The organism is Acidovorax benzenivorans (assembly GCF_028680575.1).
Taxonomy (GTDB): Bacteria; Pseudomonadota; Gammaproteobacteria; order Burkholderiales; family Burkholderiaceae_C; genus Acidovorax; species Acidovorax benzenivorans.
This window is the reverse complement of record NZ_JAPCKI010000005.1, coordinates 83,697-99,937: the sequence shown is the minus strand read 5'-3', so window position 1 is coordinate 99,937 and position 16,241 is coordinate 83,697. Positions and strand designations below refer to the sequence as shown.

The window sequence follows — 16,241 nt, the reverse complement described above, 5'->3', positions numbered from 1 at the left end:
AAATTTATGGAATCCATATCCATCGACACCATTGACCTGCAGCTGCTCAATCTGCTGCAAACCGACGCGGCGCAGAGCAACCAGTCCCTGGCCGAACAGGTGCATGTCTCCCCGCCCACCTGCCTGCGCCGCGTCAAGCGCCTGCACGATGCGGGGCTTATCGAGCGGCAGGTAGCCATCCTGCAGCCCGACCGGCTGGCAGCGCTGCAAGGCCATGGGCTGGCTTGCATCGTGGAGGTGTCGCTGGACCGCCAGGGCGCCGAGCAGCTCGACGCCTTTGAGGCCCGCGCTGTGCAAGAGGCCGCCGTGCAGCAGTGCTGGCGCGTGTCGCCTGGGCCGGACTTTGTGCTGGTGGTGCATACGCGGGACATGCCAGGCTACCTGGCGCTGTCGCAGAGGCTGTTCACGGGCGATGCCAACGTGCGCAACGTGAAGACATTTTTTGCGACCCGGCGGGCAAAATTTGAGACAAAAGTGCCGGTAGCGCAAGACTCATAATCCTTAATAGCTATCAATAACATAGCAATCAACACCTGCTGCTGCTGCGCCTGCATCGGGTGGTCGCGTTGTCCTATTGCCTTAGGGCCGCATCGGCATAGAGTGTCCCGATACACAGGGTATGCGCCGCGCATGTTGCCAACGCCCCCTGTGCAGGAGCCTGCCGCATGGAGTTCAAGGACTACTACCAGACCCTGGGCGTGAGCCCCACAGCCACAGCTGACGAGATCAAGAAGGCCTACCGCAAGCTGGCGCGCAAATACCATCCCGACGTGAGCAAAGAGCCCGACGCCGTCGCCCGCATGACGGCGCTGAATGAGGCCAACGCCGTGCTGTCCGACCCCGAAAAACGCGCCGCCTACGACCGTCTGGCACAGGAGCCCCACGCGCAGCCAGGCCAGGACTTTCGCCCACCGCCCCACTGGGATGCAGGTTTCGAGTTCTCCGACGGCGCGAGCAGCCAAAGCGGCCCCCATGGGCCCGGCGGCGCACCGGGCGACTACAGCGACTTTTTTGAGCAGCTGTTTGGCCGCGCCGCGCGGGCACGTGGCACATCAGGCCGCACCGAGTGGCGTGATGAACCACAGGGCCCACAAACCCACGCACAGCGCGGCACCGACCACCATGCCCGCATCGAGCTTGATCTACCTGACGCCTACCGAGGTGCCGAGCGCACCCTCACACTGCAAAGCGCACACCAGGCCGACGACGGAGCGCTGGTACGCGACGAACGCCGGCTGGTCGTCAAGATTCCCCAGGGCGTGCGCGAGGGTCAACTCATCCGCCTGGCTGGGCAAGGCAGCCCAGGCTGGGGCGGTGCACCAGCGGGCGATTTGTTTCTGGAGGTGCTGTTCAAGCCCGACCCGCGCTGGCGTGCCGAGGGCCGCGATGTGTACCAGCCACTGGCCGTTGCGCCGTGGGAGGCCACCCTGGGCGCGTCGGTCGAGGTCAGCACGCCGAGCGGATCGGTGATCGAAGTGACCGTGCCCGCAGGCTGGAAGCCCGGGCGCAAGCTGCGCCTGAAGGGCCGGGGCATTCCAGGTCAGTCCCCAGGCGACCTGTACCTGGAGCTGCACCTGGCCCTGCCTCCGGCCACCAACGATGCCGAGCGCGCCGCCTACGCCGCCTTGGCGCAGGCGTTTGCCCACTACCAACCACGCCCCAACACAACGGCGCAGCCAGGAGCCCAGCCATGAGCCACCCCACGCCCACCAGCCCACTCGCCGAGTTGCTGGACGACACCGACCACGCCACAGCCGCCTCGCCCCAAGGTGCGGCCCTGACCCTGGACGCCCTGGCCCACGCCTGCCGCATGGACGCCGACTGGGTCATTGCCCGACTGCAGGACGGCCTGCTGCAGCCGGGCGCCGAGGGTGTTGAAGACCCCAGCGCCTGGCACTTCAGCGGTGCCACCGTAGTGCGCGCCCGCCGCATCGCCCACCTCGAGGTCACCTTTGACGCCGACCCCCACCTGGCCGCGCTCACGGCCGACCTGATCGAGGAAGTGACGGCACTGCGCCAGCAACTGCGGCACCTGCGGGCGCGCTAAATGCCATGGCCTCCTTTCCACAAATCGGCCTGTAGGCCTATGCCCCAATAGGTCCGAACGACGATTGCTATCCGCTGGCACAGGCCCTGCCAGGGCTCTACGGCAGCGCAACACGGCGGCCCGGTGCGTGCGGGTGGTCATTTCGTGCTGGCATCGCCCTGCAGCGCGTTGTAAGCTCCGCCGCACCTTCCACCCATGGCCCGTGAACGCCCTCCGTGGCGGCCCCGGCCCTGCCGCACACCCATGCCCACGCCCCGCCGCCAGATGCCCTTGCGCATCTACCCCTTACGTGTCCTGGGCATGGGGCTGGGCGGCATGGTGGTGGCGATGGTGTTGTGGGAGCGCCAGGCGTCCGCCATGGCATGGGCGGCGCTGCTGCTGTCCGCGCTGGTGTGGCCACATGTGGCCTACCTGTTCACACGCCGCGCGGCCGACCCCTATGCCGCCGAGGTGCGCAATCTGCTCATCGACTCGGCCCTGGTCGCCATGCTGGTGCCACTGATGCACTTCAACCTGTTGCCCAGCGTGCTGCTGCTCACCCTGACCATGGTGGACAAGATCTCCACCGGCATCCGGGGGCTGTGGGGGCGCGCGCTGTGGGTGATGCTGGCCGCAGGCGTGGCCAGCACCGCCATCGTGGGCCTGCACTGGGCGCCCGAGACCTCCATGCGCGTGATGGTCGCCTGCCTGCCGGTGATGTCCCTGCACACGCTGTCGGTCAGCATCGTCAGCTACCAGCTCATCCGCCAGTCCGCGCGACAAAACCAGATGCTGGACGAACTGCGGCGGGTGGACGCGCTGACCGGCCTATTCGGGCGCGGCCATTGGCAGGAGCAGGCCGAGGCCGCGCTGCGCCGCCACCACACCACCGACGAACCGGCCTGCATGCTGATGCTGGACATCGACCACTTCAAGGAGATCAACGACGCCTACGGCCACACGGTGGGTGACGAGGTGATCCGTGCACTGGCCCATGTGGTGCGGGGCAACGTGCGCGCGGGCGACTGCGCGGGGCGCTATGGGGGAGACGAATTTGCCATCGTGCTGCCCGGCATGCAGGCCAAGGACGCACTGGCCATTGCCCACCGCATCCGCGAGCAAACCGAAGGCGTGCGCCTGCGCAGCCTGCCCGGAGTGCGCATCACCAGCAGCATCGGCGTAGCCCCGGCCGACCACCGCCACAGCAGCCTGCGCGCCTGGATCGACGCCGCCGACGCCGCGCTGTACGCCGCCAAGAACGGCGGGCGCAACCGCGTGGCGGGGTGCATGGAACCGGCGCTGGCGCCAGCGGTGTAGCAGCCCGCCCTGTGGGTGGCCTCAGCGCTGGTGGGCGTTGGCGTTGACGTTGGCAGCCACGTTGACGGTACCGGCGGCGGCGGCATCCACGGGCCACTGCACGCGCACCGCGCAGCCGCCCCCTGGCACCGCTGTCGCACTGATCTGCGCACCATGGCGCTGCGCAATGGCGCGGCACAGCGCCAGCCCCGCGCCCACGCCGTCAAACTCGGTCTCGCGGTGCAGGCGCTGGAACACGCCAAACAAGGTGCCCGCACGCGCGGGGTCAAACCCCACGCCGTTGTCCTGCACCGCAAAAGCCACCTGGCCTGCGGGTGCCGCGTCGGCCAACACCGCGATGCAGGGCTGGGCCACCGGGCGTGTGAACTTGAGGGCATTGCCCAGCAACTGCACCAGCAGCTCCTGCAGCAGAGTGGAGTCGGCCTGCAGCGTGGGCAGATCAACACCCACACGCCACTCCACGGTGCGCCCCCTTTCGGCCGATGCCAGGGTGGTGCGCGCATGGGCGATGGCATCTGCCAGCGGCACGGGCTGCAGGCGCAGGGGCGCGCGGCTGGCGCGCACCAGGGCTTGCAGCCCGTCGATCATGAGCCCCATGCGCCGGGCCGACTGGTCCATGGTGGCCAGGAACCCCAGCGCCTCCTGCACTTCAGCGCCCTGCAGCACCTCGGGTGGCAGGTCGCCCAGCACCTCGCGCACCAGCGCGCCGTAAGACGTCACATGCCTCAGCGGCGCGCGCAGGTCGTGCGATACGGCACGCAAGAACTCCTCTTGTGCAGCGGCCATGTCGGCCACCTGCTGCTGGCTGCGGGCCAGCGCGGCGCGCAGTTGCTGCAGTTCGTGCTCAGCACTGGCGTCTGGCTCGTTCATGGCTTGGGTTGTTTGGCAGGACGAGACCAGTTGGCAATGCTCACCTGCTTACCCCGCGCCACGCTCAGCGAGCCCGGCGCCGTGCTCTTGGTGATGGTGCTACCACCGCCCACCGTGCCACCCGCACCAATGGTTACCGGGGCCACCAGCACGCAGTTGCTGCCGATGTGCACGTCGGCCTCGATCACCGTGCGGTGCTTGTTGGCGCCGTCGTAGTTGGCGGTGATGCTGCCCGCGCCGTAGTTCACGCGTTCGCCCACCGTGGCGTCGCCCAGGTAGGCGAGGTGGTTGGCCTTGGCGCCATCGGCCATCGTCGAGTTCTTCACTTCCACAAAGTTGCCGATGTGCACTTCGCGGCCCAGTTGTGCGCCGGGGCGCAGGCGGGCAAAGGGGCCGATCAAGGCGCCTTCACCCACGGTGGCGCCCAGCTTTTCACCGTCGATGTGGGTGTAGGGGTGGATCACTGCGCCCGCCGCGATGCGCGCGTTGGCAATGCAGCAGTTCGCGCCAATGCTCACGCCCTCGCCCAGCTCCACACGTCCGGTGAAGACGCAGTTCACGTCGATCTCCACGTCCTGCCCGCACACCAGCTCGCCACGCACACCGGTGCGCGCATCGTCGCGCACATCGAACCGGGCCGGGTCGGCCAGACGCACGCCCTGCTCCATCAGGCTGCGCGCAGCGCGCTGCTGGTGCGCCCGCTCCAGCTCGGCCAGCTGCAGCGGGCTGTTGACGCCCGCCACCTGCAGCGCATCGGTGATGCGGTGGGCCACCACGGACACGCCGTCGGCCACGGCCATGGCGACGATGTCGGTGAGGTAATACTCGCCCTGGGCGTTGTCATTGGTCAGCCGCGCCAGCCAGGGCGTGAGCAACCGCGCGGGCACGGCCATGATGCCGCTGTAGACCTCGGTGATGACGCGCTGGGCGTCGCTGGCGTCCTTATGCTCCACGATGCCTTGCACGGCGCCCTCTGCATTGCGCACGATGCGGCCGTAGCCCGTGGGGTCGGGCAGGGTCACCGTCAGCAGGGCCAACTTGCCACCTTCGCTGGCAGTCACCAGCGCGCGCAGGGTGTCGGCCTGGGTCAGCGGCACATCGCCCGACAGCACCACCACCGTGCCGTCATCGCGCAGGTGGGGCACGGCCTGCAACACCGCGTGGCCCGTGCCCAGTTGGGGTTCCTGACGCACAAATTTCAAGTCAAAAGTGCCGATAGCGCGTGTTGCACCTGCGGTAGCAGCTTCTACTTCTATAGCGCCGTGACCGGTGATAACGATGGCGCTGCGGGCCTGCAGGTGGACGGCCTGGTCCAACACATGGTGCAGCAGCGGGCGCCCGGCCAGACGCTGCAGCACTTTGGGGAGGCGGCTCTTCATGCGAGTGCCCTTGCCGGCCGCCATGATGAGGATGTCGAGTGAGGTCATGAAAAAGGAGGTGGGGTTGCGCAACCAAAGCCCGGCGCGCGGGCATGGCGTGGATTATCGGCTGCGGCCAATGTGGCACAACGCGCCGAAAGACGGGGCAAGACGCTATTTAAACCATAGCTTCTCGCGCTTACCCCATAAGCACCAATGGCCATTTTGGCCAAATTTCTACCGCCACAACCACTCTACAGCAGCGGCATCAGCCAGGGCTGCGTGTCGTAATACTCGGCGCCTTACGCAGCCTCGGTCCAGCGCCGCAGTATCAGCGTGGCATTCACGCCCCCAAAACCAAACCCGTTGAGCATGGCATGCGTGAGCGCCATGGGCCGGGGCCGCAGCGCCACCATGTCCAGCCCCTCGGCCAATGCATCGGGCGTGTGCAGGTTCAGCGTGCCCGGCACCACCTGGTCGCGCAGCGCCAGCGTCGTGAAGATGGCTGCCACGGCGCCCGCAGCCCCCAGCAAGTGGCCGGTGGCCGACTTGGTGGAGCTGATGGCTACCTGCGCCCCCGCGCCGAACACCCGGCGGATGGCGGCCAGCTCGCCCCGGTCGCCCACGCCGGTGGACGTGGCGTGGGCGTTCAGATGCTGCACGTCCTGGGCCGTGAGCCCTGCCTGCGCCAGCGCGACCTCCATGCTGCGCGCGGCGCCGTCACCGTCTTCGGGGCCGGAGGTGATGTGGTACGCGTCGGCCGACGTGCCGTAGCCCACCAGCTCTGCCAGCGGCTGCGCGCCGCGCGCGAGGGCATGGTCCAGCGCCTCGATCACCAGCATGCCCGCGCCCTCGCCCATCACAAAACCGTCGCGCTGCGCATCAAACGGGCGCGATGCCTGCTCGGGGGTGTCATTGAACGCCGTGCCCAGGGCCTTGGCGGCCGCAAAGCCGCCCAGGCTCACGCGGTCAATGGCGGCCTCGCTGCCGCCACACACGGCCACATCGGCCTCGCCGCTGCGGATCAAGCGCACGGCGTCGCCAATCGCCTGCACGCTGGCAGCGCAGGCGGTGACCGGCGCCCCCAGCGGCCCCTTGAGCCCGTGGCGAATCGACACCTGCCCCGCCGCCAGATTGACGAGGAACGATGGCACCGTGAACGGCGACAGGCGCTGCGGCCCGCGCGTGTCGGTGGTGCGCACGGCCTCGGCAATCGCGCCGAAGCCGCCAATGCCCGAAGCGATCACGGTCGCCGTGCGCTCGCGCGCACGCTCATCGGCAGGCGGCCAGTCGGCCTGCGCCAACGCCTGTTGCGCGGCTCCCAGCGCAAAGGGGATGAATCGGTCCATCTTGCGCTGGTCCTTGGACGAGACGATGGAGTCCACATCCCAGCCGCCCTCGGGGTCTTGCGCTATACCGGGAACCTGCCCAGCGACCTTGGCGGCAATGCCTTCCGTCACCGCGTCCGGCAAGCGCGAGAGGCCGGAGCGCCCAGCCAGCAAGCGCTGCCAGACCAGTTCCACACCGCAGCCCAGCGGCGACACCAGGCCCATGCCCGTGACCACAACGCGCCGCATCAGGCCACCGCCTTGTTGCAGCACACACCGCTCCACACGTCGCCACCACGGCCGCCAGGGGTCATTTTTTTCATGGATTCACCTCGTCAGACAGATAGACAGGGCGCAGCACCAAGGCACTGCACCGAGGCACAGAAAGAGTCCGCGCCTTTATGATTGCAGCCATCATCATAAAGGCACAACCAGCTTTTGCGTATGGTCACAATCAATAAGAGGCCCCCATGAAGGTTTCAAAAGCACAGGCCGCAGAGAACCGGCAAGGCATCCTGGACGCGGCGGCCCGCCTGTACCGCGAGCGGGGGCTGACCGGCGTGGGCGTGGCCGACATCACGCGCGATGCAGGGCTCACGCATGGCGGGCTGTACCGGCATTTCGCGTCCAAGGATGCGCTGGTGCAGGAGGCGTGTACACGAGCGTTTGATTGGTCGATCCCGGTTCTGGATGGCGCCCAGCCCCATGCCACCGTGAGCGATCGAATCGAGCGCTACCTCTCGCCCGAACACCGCGACGCTCCGGGCTCGGGCTGCCCCGTCGCCGCGCTGGCGGTGGACGCCGCGCGGGCGGGCGGCGAATTGTCAGAAGTGTTTGCCCAAGGCATCGAGCGCAACATCCAGCGGTTTGCCCAGTTGCTGGCAGACAGCGCTACCGATGCAGGTGGTGCCACCATATCGCCACAAGACCGCGCCCGCGCCATCCATGTGCTGGCCACCATGGTTGGCGGGCTGGTGCTGGCCCGCGCCACCGCTGCGGCGCAACCCGCGTTGTCGGACGAACTGCTGACGACGCTGCAGGCCCAACTGATCGGGCTGCTGGACGAAGAAACGCGCTGAAGGTCTGGCGCCTCATTCGCTATCAAAAAAAGAGCTGCTGGCGCTTTATGGAAAAGCGCCAGCAGCTCTTTGAGCTCAAAATCCCCACCAAAAACGGGGCGACCAAGCCCCCTCGGATCAGGTCAGGCGCAGCAGGCGTCGCCCCAGGCGGGAGCCCCGTTGCCCACAGACGCACGGCGCCACCACGTGGCAGGGCGCGCATCGGCGGCATCGCCGCGCACCCAGCGGTATTGCAGACGACGGCCATTCAGGGGCTCGACCACCACCGACTGACCTGCGGCCACGGGCAGCGACTGGCCGGCGCACAGAAACACATCGCTGCTGTCGCCCAGGCCCTTGCCCAGCGTGACCCAGGCCTGGCCTTCGGCAATGCGCAAGGTCATCGCAGCCTTGGGGGCCAGGGTGACGGCGGCGCCTGCGGCCACGCTGCCAGCCTCACCGGCAGCAGCGCCCGTGGCGCGGGAAGATGCAAACAGATGAAGAGCGCGAGAGGTTGTCATGATTTTCTCCGGGTTAACCCTAATAAGACCGTATGGTGCGCGGCTTGCAGAACAACGTCCAATGAAAAGCACGGCACCTATTGATGCTTTTCCTGCATGAGCTACTCAAGCGGGCCTGCGCTGTAGCGGCGCTGCTATCCGAAGCAGAGCAAACCGGGCGAAGCCGACGGCAAACCGGCCGCCCGCGCCCGCCACACTCGCCAGCGCCGTGCCCAGGGCGCGTCCGCCCTGCCCTAACGCCTGCCCCAGATCGCGCAGCGGCTGCACCACGCCACATTCCCAATCCCTGGCGGCCGTGCTGGCGGGCTGCGCCAGAGCGGGGGCTGCCAGGACGTCCCAGCGGAAAGCCACCGGCTCTGCGCAGCCGGAACCGCTCCAGGCTTCCATCACCACATGCTGCCCCGGCGCAACAGTCAGCTGTTCGCCGGGCCGCAGTACGTGGTCTACAGCGGCGCCCGGCATGTCCGCCAAAACGCCACGCAAGGTGACCCACGCCTGCCCCTGGGCGATCTGCAGCACGCCATGGGTATCTGGGTGCAATGACAAGGCCTGGCCTGTGGCCAGTTTCCAGCAACCGGCCGCGCGACGGCCAGCCGTGGCGGCGTGGACGAATTGTTGCGATTCCAGAACGTTGCGGGGGGACATGACAGGCTCCTTGGCTTCATCAAAAGGTGTTGAGGAGCCTGAATGGTGCGCTTTGCACCGCACACAGTCCAATGAAAACGCGGTACGCTATTCATTCCATCAACGCATGAATCCTCCTCTACAGGAATGCCGCCATGTCCTCCGCCGAATACTCTCCCGCCGTCTTGCGCACCCGGCCCGTGGCCACCGGGCACTGGCGTGCCTTTCTGGCCGTGGCCAAGCACCTCAACTTCCGCGCGGCCGCTGACGAGCTGGCGCTCACCCAGTCGGCCGTGAGCCGCCAGATCCAGGCGCTGGAGGAGGAAGTGGGCGTGCCCCTGTTTCTGCGCCACACGCGTGCCGTGGAGCTGACCAGCGCGGGCGCGCAGCTGCAGCGCGCCGTGGTGCCCGCACTGGAGCGCATGGACGCCGCCGTGCGCCAAGTGCGCCAGACGGCTGGGCGCCGCAGTGTGGCCATCACCACCTGGGCCAGTTTTGCGTCGATGTGGCTGATCCCGCGCATGGAGGAGTTCCAGCGCGACAACCCAGGCATCGACATCCGCATTGATGCCAGCGATGTGCAGGTCGATCTGGAAACCTCGGACGTGGACCTGGCCCTGCGCTACGCCATGCCCGCAGGCGCCACGCAAGGCGGCATCCGCCTGTTTGGCGAGCAACTGGCCGTGGTGGCCAGCCCCTGGCTGCTCAAGAGCGGCAAGCCGCTGCGCACCCCGGCGGATGTGGCGCAGTTCACCCTGATCGAGGCGGGTGACGCCCACCGCACCCACTACCTGGAGCACCTGAGCTGGCGCCGCTGGTTCGACACACGCGACCTGACCAAGCTGCAGCCCCAGCGCTGGCTGTACTTCAACTACGCCCACCAGATCGTGCAGGCCGCGCTGGCCGGCCAAGGCCTGGCGTTGGCGCGCATGCCGTTGATTGCCGACGCCCTGGCTGCAGGCGACCTGGTGGAGGTGCTGCCCGGCCACCGCATCGACTCGCCGCTGTCCTACTGGCTCATGGTGGGGCCGCGCAGCGCGCAGCGGCCAGAGATCAAGGCGTTTTGCGCCTGGTTGCAGGTACAGGCCGAGGCCACCCGCCAGGCGATTGGCGATGTGCCCGACCCGGATTTGAATGACAACCTGGACTGACAACAAAAAAAGCGCTGACCCAGCCCGGCTCAGCGCTTTTATTTTGATAGCTACTAGCGCTTATCCATCAAGCGCCAGCGGCCATTTTTACCCAAAAATCAGGCCAACGTCACCCTGGCGAACTTGCGCTTGCCCACCTGCACCACGTAGGTGCCGACCTCGAGCTTGAGGCCCTTGTCGCTGACCACGCTGCCCTCCACGCGCACGCCGCCGCCGTCGATCAGGCGGTTGGCCTCGCTGGTCGAGGGCGCCAGGTTGGCCTGCTTGAGCAGAGCACCAATGCCCAGGGGCGCGCCAGACACGCTCACCTCGGGGATCTCGTCCGGCACCCCACCCTTGCTGCGGTTGATGAAGTCCTGCTCGGCCGCGTCGGCCGCAGCCGCGCTGTGAAAGCGCGTGGTGATCTCCTTGGCCAGCATCACCTTGGCGTCCTTGGGGTTGCGCCCGCCAGCGATCTCAGCCTTGAGCGCCGCGATGTCGGCCAGGCTCTTGAACGACAGCAACGTGTACCAGTCCCACATCAGGGTGTCGCTGATCGACAGCACCTTGGCAAACATGGTGTTGGCGTCTTCGGCAATGCCGATGTAGTTGTTCTTGGACTTGGACATCTTGTCCACGCCGTCCAGCCCCACCAGCAGCGGCATGGTGAGCACACACTGCGGTTCTTGGCCATACTCCTGCTGCAGGTGGCGACCCATGAGCAGGTTGAACTTCTGGTCGGTGCCGCCCAGCTCCAGGTCGCTTTTCAAGGCCACGGAGTCGTAGCCCTGCATCAGCGGGTACAAAAACTCATGCACCGCAATGGACTGGCCGGTGGTGAAGCGCTTGTGAAAATCGTCGCGCTCCATCATGCGCGCCACGGTGTACCGGGAGGCCAGCTGGATCATGCCGCTGGCACCCAGGGGCTCACTCCACTCGCTGTTGTAGCGGATCTCGGTCTTGGCCGGGTCCAGCACCATGCTGGCCTGCTTGTAGTAGGTCTCAGCATTCACCTTGATCTGCTCGGGCGTGAGCGGTGGGCGGGTGCTGTTGCGGCCCGAGGGGTCGCCGATCAGGCTGGTGAAGTCGCCAATCAAGAAAATGACCTGGTGGCCCAGATCTTGCAATTGCCGCATCTTGTTCAGCACCACCGTGTGGCCGATGTGGATGTCGGGGGCCGTGGGGTCCAGGCCCAGCTTGATGCGCAGCGGCTGGCCGGTGGCCTCCGAGCGCGCCAGCTTTTTGACCCATTCGTCCTGTGGCAGCAGCTCTTGCACACCACGCAGCGAAATTTCGAGGGCCTGTCTTACACCATCAGAGACCGGGGTTGTTGTAACAGCAGATTGATTCATAAGGGTTTTTTTGGATGTCTAGACAGCATGCGCCGCTATACTTCAGCCCACATTGCAGAGGCGGATTCTAGTGGGCCCGCCGTTTCGACCTGTTTTTCACCATCCTGTCGAATGGCTGCAGCCTGACAGTCTGTGTTCCCCGCCTTGCCCCGTCTTCGCACCGGGGGAGTGTCACGGGTTCGCAATCACCCTGGGGATAGACCTTTGATTCACGGCCTAACTACGGTCCGCACCGCCAGCATCGCTTTGCTTGACCGGCTGTCCCACACGATCCAACAACATCCCAAACGCATCACCGCCGCTGTCGCAGCCATCCTGCTGACAGGTGGCGGCGGCGCATTTGCCGTGGCCTCCTTCGCGCCCGATCCGGCCGAGCTGCCGGTGCGCATGGTGAACTACCCGGTCGAATCGCTGGCCGAAGACCTCGTGCTGGGCCAGCTGGACGCCCCCAGTTTTTCGCTGTTCCGCTCCGAACAGGTGCGCAGCAGCGACACCCCCGAGTCGCTGCTGCAGCGCATGGGCGTGGCCGACCCGGCCGCCGCCGCCTTCATGCGCAGCGACACGCCGGTGCGCCAGAACGTGCTGGGCCGTACCGGCCGCATCGTGTCGGCAGAAACCACGGACGACCACCGCCTGATTCGCCTGACGGTGCGCTGGGTGCCGGACGACAGCGGCAACTTCCGCCGCCTGATCGTTGAGCGCACGAGCGACAACCAATTTGCGACGCGCATCGAAACCGCCAAGATGACGACCAACAGCCGTCTGGCGGGCGGCATCATCCACAGCTCGTTGTTTGCCGCCACCGATGCGTCCAACATCCCCGACGCCGTGGCCGTGCAGGTGGCCGAACTGTTCTCGGGCAACATTGATTTTCGCCGTTCGCTGCGCAAGGGCGACCGCTTCTCGGTGGTATACGAAACGCTGGAAGCCGATGGCGAGCCGCTCTCCAGCGGCCGCGTGTTGAGCGCTGAATTCGTCAACAACAACAAGACCCACCAGGCCATCTGGTTCCAGGAACCCCAGGCCACCAAGGGCGCCTACTACACGCTGGACGGCGAAAGCATGCGCCGCGCCTACCTGACTTCGCCCGTCGAGTTCTCGCGCGTGACCAGCGGCTTTAAGATGCGCCTGCACCCCATCCTGCAGACATGGCGCGCTCACCTGGGCACCGACTTTGCCGCCCCCACCGGCACCGCCGTGCGCACCGTGGGCGATGGCGTGGTGGAGTTTGCGGGCGTGCAAAACGGCTACGGCAACGTGGTGTTCATCAAGCACCGCAACCAGCACGTCACGGTGTATGCCCACCTGAGCCGCATCGACGTGCGCCAGGGCCAGTCGATCGAACAGGGCCAGACGCTGGGCGCCGTGGGCGCCACCGGCTGGGCCACCGGCCCCCACCTGCACTTTGAGTTTCGCGTCAACGGCGTGCACCAGGACCCGATGACCATCGTGGCCCAGAGCGAAGCCGCCGCCCCCGTATCGGCGGCTGCGCGCCCTGCGTTTAACCGCCTGGCTGCCAACATGCGCGTTCAGCTGAACGCCGCGGCGCTCATCGAGCAAGCCAGCGCAGACTGATCTCGCCCCCGCAGCCCAAGACATCACCCAACAGGCCATGTCCGATCTGTACATCGGCCTGATGTCAGGCACCTCGCTCGACGGGATCGACGGGGTGTTGGCCGACTTTTCCGGCCCGCGCATGCGGGTCCCGCTCCATGCCAGCACAGCTTTTGCGCCCGCGCTGCGCGCCGAGCTGCTGGCCCTCAACACCCCCGGCGACAACGAGCTGCACCGTGCCGCGCTGGCGGGCAACGCCCTGTCGCGCGCCTATGCCGAGGTGGTGCACACGCTGCTGCAGCGCAGCGGCTACCCGGCGAGCGCCATCCGTGCAATAGGCGCCCACGGGCAGACGGTGCGGCACCGCCCCCAGGAATTCGACGGCATGGGCTACACGCTGCAACTGGGCAACCCAGCCCTGCTGGCCGAGCTGACGGGCATTGCCGTGGTGGCCGACCTCCGCAGCCGCGACGTGGCCGCGGGTGGCCAGGGTGCGCCGCTGGTGCCCGCCTTCCACCAGGGCGTGTTCGGGCGGCCGGACGAGACGGTGCTGGTGCTGAACATTGGCGGCATCTCCAACCTCAGCGTGCTGGGGGCGGACGGCAGCGTGCTGGGTTTTGACTGCGGCCCTGGCAACGCCCTCATGGACCACTGGTGCCAGCAACACACCGGCCAGCCATTTGACAAGGATGGCGCCTGGGCCGCCACGGGCCAAGTGCTGCCGGACCTGCTGGCTACGTTGCTGCAGGAGCCGTATCTGCACAAGGCGCCCCCCAAAAGCACGGGCCGCGACCTGTTCAACCCCGTCTGGCTGGCAACGCACCTGCAGCCCTTTGCGCAGGCCGCAGCGGCCGACGTACAGGCTACATTGACCGAATTCACCGCAAGCGCTAGTGCTATATGCGCTAACAGCTATCTAAACAATAGCAAAACTCTGGCCGTATGCGGCGGTGGCGCGCTCAATGGCCAGCTCATGCAGCGGCTGCAGACCGCCTGCCCGTCCTTGCAGGTGGTGGCCACCGATGCGCTGGGCCTGCCCGCCCTGCAGGTGGAGGCCGCCGCCTTTGCCTGGCTGGCGCGCCAGGCACTGTGCGGTGCGCCGGGCAACCTGCCCAGCGTGACGGGCGCTGCCGGCCCCCGCGTGCTGGGTGCGGTGTACCCTGCTTAAATCGTCCTGGCTAGGCGCCCCTTTGCAGGGCGCTCAGCCGTGATCCCCGGCATCGACCGAAGCCCCAGCCTGGCTGCCGGACCGGTCTTGCGGCGACAGTTGCCAGAAGATGCCCGCTGAAGCCACCGTGATCAGCCCCATGCAGGCAAACGTGGCCTGAAAGGCTTGCAGGGTCTGGGCCGTGCCAGTGGGCTGGAAGAAATCAGTGAACGCCGCCAGCACCGCCCCCGCCGCAGCCACCCCCATGCCCATGGCCACCATCTGCACCATCGACAGCAGGCTGTTGCCGCTGCTGGCCATGTCGTGCCCCAGATCTTTGAGGGTCACGGTGTTCATAGCCGTGAACTGCAGCGAGTTGACCGCACCAAACACCGCCAGCTGCACCACATGCACCCACAGCGGTTGCGAGGGTGCCGCCAGCCCGAAGCTGGCCATGGTCAGGCCCACCAGCAACGTATTGCCCACCAGCACCTGGCGGTAACCAAAGCGGGTGATCAGCGTGGTGGTGAACCGCTTCATCGACATGCCCGCCACCGCCACGGGCAGCATCATCATGCCCGCCTGCAGCGGCGAGTAGCCCATGGTGACCTGCAGCAGCAACGGAATGAGGAACGGCATGCACGAGCTGCCCAGCCGGGCAAACAGATTGCCCAGCAGCCCGATGCGCAAGGTATCCACCGAGAACAGCCGGGGCGAAAACAGTGGGTCAGGCCGCCGCGCCGCGTGCAGCCAGTAGGCCACCAGGCTGGCCAGCCCAAAGATCATGAGCACCAGCACACTCGCCTGCCGCAGCCCCAGGCTGGCCAGGCCGTCCAGCGCCAGCGACAGCGCCACCATGCCAAAGGCCAGCATCAGGTAACCCGCCAGGTCAAACCGCGCCACCGTCGGCGCTGGCACCCCCGGCATGTAGCGCATGGTGGCCGCACAGCCCAACAACCCCACCGGCACGTTGATCAGAAAGATCCAGTGCCAGGATGCGACCTCGACCAGCCAGCCACCCAGGGTGGGGCCGATCAGCGGGCCAATCAGCCCGGGAATGGCCACAAAACTCATGGCCTGCAAGAACTTCTCGCGCGGGAAGGTGCGCAACACCACCAGCCGTCCCACGGGCAGTAGCAAGGCGCCTCCCAGGCCCTGGACCACCCGCGCGGCCACCAGCTGAGTCAGACTGTGCGACAGCGCACAGAACACCGAGCCCGCCACAAAAAAGACGATGGCCAGAAAGTACACCCGGCGCGCACCAAACCGGTCGGCCACCCAGCCCGACGCCGGGATCAGCATTGCCATGGCCAACGAATACGCCACCACCACCGACTGCATGCGCAGCGGGCTCTCGCCCAGACTCTGGGCCATGGCGGGTAGCGCGGTGTTGACGATGGTGGCGTCCAGCGTCTGCATGAAGAAGCCGACGGCCACCAGCCACAGCAGCACTTTCTGGGAGGGTTCCTGGCGCATGGTTTGCAGGTCTTTCAAAAACGAAACAAACGACCCCATGAAAAAACCGCCCGAAGGCGGTTGATTCATTCAGAGGCGCAGGTCTTTGCCTGGCACGGTGCCGCTCAGGCCGAGAAGCTGGAGCCGCAGCCGCAGGTGGTGGTGGCGTTGGGGTTCTTGATCACGAACTGCGCGCCTTGCAGGTCTTCCTTGTAGTCGATCTCTGCGCCCACCAGGTACTGGTAGCTCATCGCATCGATGAGCAACGACACACCATTCTTGGTCATGGTGGTGTCGTCTTCGTTGGTGATTTCATCGAACGTGAAACCGTATTGGAAGCCGGAGCAACCACCACCCTGCACGAACACCCGCAACTTCAGGTCAGGGTTGCCTTCTTCGGCAATCAGGTCCGCCACCTTGGCCGCCGCGCTGTCGGTGAACAGAATGGGGGCGGGCATTTCGGTCTGGATGTTTTCGGCAACTGCGCTCATGGGGTACTCC

At 66.7% G+C, this 16,241-nt stretch carries 16 protein-coding genes; 8 read left to right on the top strand and 8 right to left on the bottom strand.

What is annotated here, in order from left to right; genetic code table 11:
• Nucleotides 1-6 precede the first annotated feature (6 nt).
• From OIN59_RS10735 to OIN59_RS10720, 4 genes are all read left to right on the top strand, one after another.
• The gene (locus OIN59_RS10735; protein WP_274110094.1) at nt 7-498 is read left to right on the top strand and encodes an Lrp/AsnC family transcriptional regulator; all 492 of its coding nucleotides are present in this window, start codon (nt 7-9) and stop codon (nt 496-498) included.
• 167 nt (nt 499-665) lie between these two features.
• Complete coding sequence (locus OIN59_RS10730) at nt 666-1,694, top strand: DnaJ C-terminal domain-containing protein (RefSeq protein WP_274110092.1); 1,029 nt, start codon at nt 666-668, stop codon at nt 1,692-1,694.
• The gene (locus OIN59_RS10725; protein WP_274110090.1) at nt 1,691-2,047 is read left to right on the top strand and encodes a MerR family transcriptional regulator; all 357 of its coding nucleotides are present in this window, start codon (nt 1,691-1,693) and stop codon (nt 2,045-2,047) included. The genes OIN59_RS10730 and OIN59_RS10725 overlap by 4 nt, the downstream gene beginning before the upstream one ends.
• 243 nt (nt 2,048-2,290) lie before the next feature.
• Nucleotides 2,291-3,343, top strand: a complete 1,053-nt coding sequence (locus OIN59_RS10720; RefSeq protein WP_274110088.1) for a GGDEF domain-containing protein — start codon at nt 2,291-2,293, stop codon at nt 3,341-3,343.
• Between the two features lie 21 nt (nt 3,344-3,364).
• Here OIN59_RS10720 and OIN59_RS10715 read toward each other — a convergent pair whose 3' ends face one another.
• From OIN59_RS10715 to fabF, 3 genes are all read right to left on the bottom strand, one after another.
• Nucleotides 3,365-4,213 (bottom strand): sensor histidine kinase, encoded by an 849-nt coding sequence (locus OIN59_RS10715; protein ID WP_274110086.1) that lies wholly within the window; start codon nt 4,211-4,213, stop codon nt 3,365-3,367.
• Nucleotides 4,210-5,640 carry a bifunctional UDP-N-acetylglucosamine diphosphorylase/glucosamine-1-phosphate N-acetyltransferase GlmU gene (gene glmU / locus OIN59_RS10710; protein ID WP_274110085.1) on the bottom strand — a complete coding sequence of 477 codons (1,431 nt, stop codon included), beginning with the start codon at nt 5,638-5,640 and terminating at the stop codon, nt 4,210-4,212. Before glmU ends, OIN59_RS10715 begins: the two co-directional genes overlap by 4 nt.
• A 233-nt stretch (nt 5,641-5,873) precedes the next feature.
• Nucleotides 5,874-7,148 carry a beta-ketoacyl-ACP synthase II gene (gene fabF / locus OIN59_RS10705; protein ID WP_274110565.1) on the bottom strand — a complete coding sequence of 425 codons (1,275 nt, stop codon included), beginning with the start codon at nt 7,146-7,148 and terminating at the stop codon, nt 5,874-5,876.
• A gap of 221 nt (nt 7,149-7,369) precedes the next feature.
• On the opposite strand from fabF, the gene OIN59_RS10700 reads away from it, so the two are divergent.
• Nucleotides 7,370-7,978: a TetR/AcrR family transcriptional regulator gene (locus OIN59_RS10700; RefSeq protein WP_274110083.1), complete on the top strand. Its 609-nt coding sequence runs from the start codon at nt 7,370-7,372 to the stop codon at nt 7,976-7,978.
• Between the two features lie 122 nt (nt 7,979-8,100).
• Here OIN59_RS10700 and OIN59_RS10695 read toward each other — a convergent pair whose 3' ends face one another.
• Both OIN59_RS10695 and OIN59_RS10690 read right to left on the bottom strand, forming a co-directional pair.
• Entirely contained in the window at nt 8,101-8,478 is a 378-nt protein-coding gene (locus tag OIN59_RS10695; RefSeq protein ID WP_274110081.1) for a DUF2917 domain-containing protein, read from the bottom strand.
• Nucleotides 8,479-8,583: 105 nt separating this feature from the next.
• Nucleotides 8,584-9,123, bottom strand: coding sequence for a DUF2917 domain-containing protein (locus OIN59_RS10690; protein ID WP_274110079.1), 540 nt, complete (start codon nt 9,121-9,123; stop codon nt 8,584-8,586).
• 134 nt (nt 9,124-9,257) lie between these two features.
• Here OIN59_RS10690 and OIN59_RS10685 point away from each other — a divergent pair, with 134 nt between their 5' ends.
• The gene (locus OIN59_RS10685; RefSeq protein WP_274110077.1) at nt 9,258-10,253 is read left to right on the top strand and encodes a LysR substrate-binding domain-containing protein; all 996 of its coding nucleotides are present in this window, start codon (nt 9,258-9,260) and stop codon (nt 10,251-10,253) included.
• A 98-nt stretch (nt 10,254-10,351) separates the two neighbouring features.
• On the opposite strand, the gene tyrS is transcribed toward OIN59_RS10685, so the two are convergent.
• Nucleotides 10,352-11,584, bottom strand: a complete 1,233-nt coding sequence (tyrS, locus tag OIN59_RS10680) for a tyrosine--tRNA ligase (RefSeq protein WP_274110075.1) — start codon at nt 11,582-11,584, stop codon at nt 10,352-10,354.
• A gap of 204 nt (nt 11,585-11,788) precedes the next feature.
• Here tyrS and OIN59_RS10675 point away from each other — a divergent pair, with 204 nt between their 5' ends.
• Entirely contained in the window at nt 11,789-13,159 is a 1,371-nt protein-coding gene (locus tag OIN59_RS10675) for a M23 family metallopeptidase (RefSeq protein ID WP_274110073.1), read from the top strand.
• Between the two features lie 37 nt (nt 13,160-13,196).
• Entirely contained in the window at nt 13,197-14,306 is a 1,110-nt protein-coding gene (locus tag OIN59_RS10670; protein WP_274110071.1) for an anhydro-N-acetylmuramic acid kinase, read from the top strand.
• Nucleotides 14,307-14,339: 33 nt separating this feature from the next.
• Here OIN59_RS10670 and mdtD read toward each other — a convergent pair whose 3' ends face one another.
• Both mdtD and erpA read right to left on the bottom strand, forming a co-directional pair.
• Entirely contained in the window at nt 14,340-15,761 is a 1,422-nt protein-coding gene (gene mdtD / locus OIN59_RS10665) for a multidrug transporter subunit MdtD (RefSeq protein WP_274110069.1), read from the bottom strand.
• A gap of 104 nt (nt 15,762-15,865) precedes the next feature.
• Entirely contained in the window at nt 15,866-16,231 is a 366-nt protein-coding gene (gene erpA / locus OIN59_RS10660) for an iron-sulfur cluster insertion protein ErpA (RefSeq protein WP_008907234.1), read from the bottom strand.
• Nucleotides 16,232-16,241: the final 10 nt, after the last annotated feature.